Annotated in this window: 3 protein-coding genes; 2 read left to right on the top strand and 1 reads right to left on the bottom strand. The window is 73.8% G+C overall.

Annotated features, from left to right (window positions below; all coding sequences use genetic code 11):
* The coding region (locus tag GUY61_RS35575) for an ERAP1-like C-terminal domain-containing protein (RefSeq protein WP_208106860.1) at nucleotides 1–1,452 on the top strand (1,452 nt) is incomplete at its 5' end.
* A gap of 54 nt (nucleotides 1,453–1,506) precedes the next feature.
* On the opposite strand, the gene GUY61_RS35570 is transcribed toward GUY61_RS35575, so the two are convergent.
* Entirely contained in the window at nucleotides 1,507–2,163 is a 657-nt protein-coding gene (locus tag GUY61_RS35570; RefSeq protein WP_166634441.1) for a hypothetical protein, read from the bottom strand.
* Between the two features lie 763 nt (nucleotides 2,164–2,926).
* On the opposite strand from GUY61_RS35570, the gene GUY61_RS35565 reads away from it, so the two are divergent.
* Nucleotides 2,927–4,060, top strand: a 1,134-nt coding sequence (locus GUY61_RS35565) for an aminotransferase class V-fold PLP-dependent enzyme (RefSeq protein WP_166634440.1), incomplete at its 3' end; no start/stop codon positions are given.

The raw sequence follows: 4,060 nt of genomic DNA, 5'->3' as shown, positions 1-4,060 counted from the left end.
GCTGACACCCGTCCAACTCGCCTTTCACACCAACAACCGGCTGTACCCCGACGTCTCCGCCTACGGGTACGTCCGCCAGACGGCATCTCCTACGCCAAGGGCGCCTCCGCCCTGCGGCAGCTCGTCACCTGGCTCGGCGAGAAGGACTTCCTCGCCGGCATCAACCTGCACTTCGCCCGGCACCGCTTCGGCAACGCCACCCTCGCCGACTTCGTCGACTCCCTCGCCACCGCCTCCGGACGCGACGTCCGCTCCTGGGCCGAGGCATGGCTCCGCACCACCGGCATCGACACCTTCACCCCCCAGGCCAGGTCCGCCGGCACCACCCGCTGGCAACTCGACGTCCAGCACACCGGGACCAGGCCGCACCGCCTCCTCATCGGCCTGTACGACACCGACCCCACCGAGCCCGGACGCCTCGTGCTGCGCGAGCGCGCCGAGCACGACTTCCCCGGCGGCCGGACCCACACCGTCACGGGCGAGAACCGCCGCCCCGACCTGATCCTCCTCAACGACGAGGACCGCAGCTACGCCAAGATCCGCCTCGACCCCGACTCCTGGCAGACCGTCGAACGCTCCCTGTCCGGACTGCCCGACTCCCTCTCCCGCGCCGTCGTCTGGAACGCCGCCCGCGACATGGTCCGCGACGCGGAACTCACCCCCGCCGCCTACCTCGACGTCGCCCGCGCGCACCTGCCGCGCGAGACCGAGATCGCCGTCGTCCAGGCCGTACTCGGCTTCGGCCGCACCCAGATCGCCGACCGGCTGCTGCCCGCCCCCGAACGGCACGCCGCCCTCGCGACCCTCACCGCCACCTGCCGGGCCCTGCTGCGCCGCACCGAGGACGGCTCCCACCCGGGACTGCGCCTGGCAGCCCTGCGCGTCTTCATCGACAGCGCCACCGAGCCCGACCAGCTCCGCGAATGGCTCACCTCGGACGTGGTGCCCGGCGGCCCCGCCCTCGACCCCGAACTGCGCTGGCGCATCCTCGAACGGCTCTCCGTGCTCGGCGACGCCACCGAACACCACATCGCGACCGAACTCGAACGCGACCCCAGCGCCACAGGACAGGAAGGCGCCGCGCGCTGCCGTGCCGCACTGCCCGACGCCGACGCCAAACTCGCCGCCTGGCAGCTCATGTTCGAGAACGACACCCTGTCCAACTACCTCTTCACCGCCACCGCGCAGGGCTTCTGGCAGCCCGAACAGACCGAACTCGTACGCGACTACGTCAGCGCGTTCTACCCGGCAGCGGCCGCCATGTCCGACCGCCGCGGGCCCGCCCTCGCGGAGGCCGCCGCCCGCTACGCGTTCCCGCACTACGCCGTCGACGGCGAACACCTCACCACCGGGAGGGACTTCCTGCGCGACACCGACGTCCTCCCGGCGCTGCGCCGCCGCCTCGCCGACCAACTCGACGACCTCGAACGCGCGCTGCGCGGCCGCGGCTGACCGCGCAACGGCCTGCCCGGTGGGGTCCCCCCTCCCCGGGCCGGCCGTCGCGGGTCACACGACGCTGGGGCGGTCGAGGCCGGACGTCAGCAGGCTCCCTTGAGCGGTGAGACGGCGGCGCAGTTCCCGACGTCCTTCCGATCCGTTCCGCACCGCGTACTCCAACTCGGGGAGCGTCAGCAGCTTGACGCTGACAAGGCGGATCGGGGAGAGCGGGCCCGCTATCCGCGTGGGGACGGTGCCGGCCAGACCGAGAAGGACGCCCACCCGCCGGTGAACGTTGACGAAGCGATCGGTGTACGGCCGGGGAATGCGCACGTCATAGAGCTCGGTGGAGACGAGCGTCAGCCTGTCCAGCGTGCCGCCGAGATCCTGAAGCGCACCGAGTTGACTCACCTGCCAGACGAGGTCGAAAAGCCACGACCCGGGAATCCGGTCGATGGGGTCGGCCGTCGTGGCGTAGAACTCGTACCCGAAACCGTTGGACGGCTCCTCGGGATCGACGTCCATCTCCCTCATCACGAGAGGAGCGAACGGGTCCGACAGTCCGTCACTCGCCACCAGGAGCTCACCGCCCCGGCGGGCAACGCGGTACGCCTGGCGAATGTTCGGCCAGGTCGGGCCACCCGAGAACATCGGGCTGACGAGATGAGTGATCACATCGTCGTCCAGATCCCCCCACTGCGCCCAGGCTCCGGCTCTGGCATCCATGGAACGAGTCGCGAGTTCATCGTGCGTCAACGGACAAGTCCTCTGTCTTGTATCGGCCGTGGCGTTTCAGAAGGGCGAGGCCGACGGAAGCCGCAGGCAGCCGGCCGCGCCTTCCGCCGACCCGCCGCGCTCAGTGCCGTCCTGCCGCGCTCAGTGCCGTCCTGCCGCGCAGGACGGCCACGTGGCCAGGGCGAACGAGAGCCGTGCCGGCCGGCGCTGCCAGCGTGGTGCGCACGGAATCCTCTCCCGCAACCAGGTGGACGGTGGAAACGACCCTGACGGTACGGGCCGCAGAGGCTTCGCCCCATCCCTGATTCCAGGGGGTGTGCGCGTACGGCGGCGACCGAACACCGAAGCGCACGCGGGGACATCGGCCTGCCCATGGGCGGGGCGCCCTCCACCCCCGGCAACGGCGGCCCCCCGACGGGCGGTGAGGCGGGTTCCCCGACGGGCGGTGAGGCAGGTTCCCCGCTCGCGGCCCCGGCTCGCGGCGCGGTCGCGGTCGTACGGCGCCGAGCCGTCCGTCCGCGCAGGCTCCTCGCAGAGCCGGCCCGACGCCGTCCCGCCCCCCGGCGGCCCCACACGGGCCCAGGAGGAGCACCGCCGGCGTGGCCGCCCCGGAAAGCGGACCGCGGACGCGCGCCCCGCGCAAAAGCTCCCGGGATACCCCTTTCGGGTTGACCTCGGACGCCGGCCGGGCGAACCGCGCCGCCGCGCGCCACTCTGGTAGGCCGACCAGCAACCCCGTGCCCGAAGGACCCCCATGAGCACGCCGCCGCCCCTCGCCGGGGGCACCGCAGGGCCCGCAGCCCTGCGGGCACTGCTCCCCACCGTCCTCGACGCCCTCACCGAGGGAGCCCGCGCCCGCGGCGGCCCGCTGCCCGCCGGCGGGCCCCGGGCCGTCACCGCCCGGCTCCACGCCGCCATCGGCCCCGTGCTGCCCACCGAAGGCACCGGCGCCGAAGAAGCCCTGCGCACCGTGGTCCGCACCCTCGCCGAAGGCACCGCCGACCCCGCGGACCCCCTGTGCACAGCCCACCTGCACTGTCCGCCCCTCGCCGTAGCCGCCGCCGCCGACCTGGCCGCGACGGCCCTCAACCCCTCCCTCGACTCCTGGGACCAGGCACCCGCGGCCTCCGCCCTGGAAGCCGCCGTCACCGGGGCCCTCGCCCGCGAGATCTACCCGCAGCCGGACCCCGGCCAGGCCGACCCGGGCCAAGCACCGCGCCCCGCCGCACTCGTCACCACCGGCGGCACCGAGGCCAACCAGCTCGCGCTGCTCCTGGCCCGGGAGCACCACGGCCCCGTCCAGGTCGTCACCGGCACCACCGCGCACCACTCCGTCCACCGCGCCGCCTGGCTGCTCGGCCTGCCCGACCCCGTCACCGTGCCCGCCCCCGGCGGCGTCGTCGACACCGCCGCACTCGACGCCGCCCTCACCGCCCTGCGCGGCCGTCCGCTCCTCGTCACCGCGACCGCGGGCACCACCGACGCCGGCCGCATCGACCCCCTCGGCCCGATCGCCGACCTGTGCGCACGGCACGGCGCGGAACTCCACATCGACGCCGCCTACGGCGGAGCACTCCTGTTCAGCCCGCGCCACCGCCACCTGCTCACCGGCCTCCACCGCGCCCAGTCCGTCACCCTCGACCTGCACAAACTGGGCTGGCAGCCGGTCGCCGCCGGACTCCTCGCCGTACCCGACACCGCCCGGCTCGCACCCCTCGCCCACCGCGCCGACTACCTCAACGCCGAGGACGACACCGCCGCCGGCCTCCCCGACCTCCTCGGCCGCTCGCTGCGCACCAGCAGACGACCCGACGTCCTCAAGATCGCCGTCACCCTGCGCGCCCTCGGCCGCCGGGGACTGGCCGAACTCGTCGACCACACCCTCGAC

Origin of the sequence: Streptomyces sp. GC420, assembly GCF_009916105.1 — a bacterium.
Classification (GTDB): Bacteria; Actinomycetota; Actinomycetes; order Streptomycetales; family Streptomycetaceae; genus Streptomyces.
Note: the sequence above shows the minus strand (reverse complement) of the source record. Positions and strands in the feature narration are given on the sequence as shown.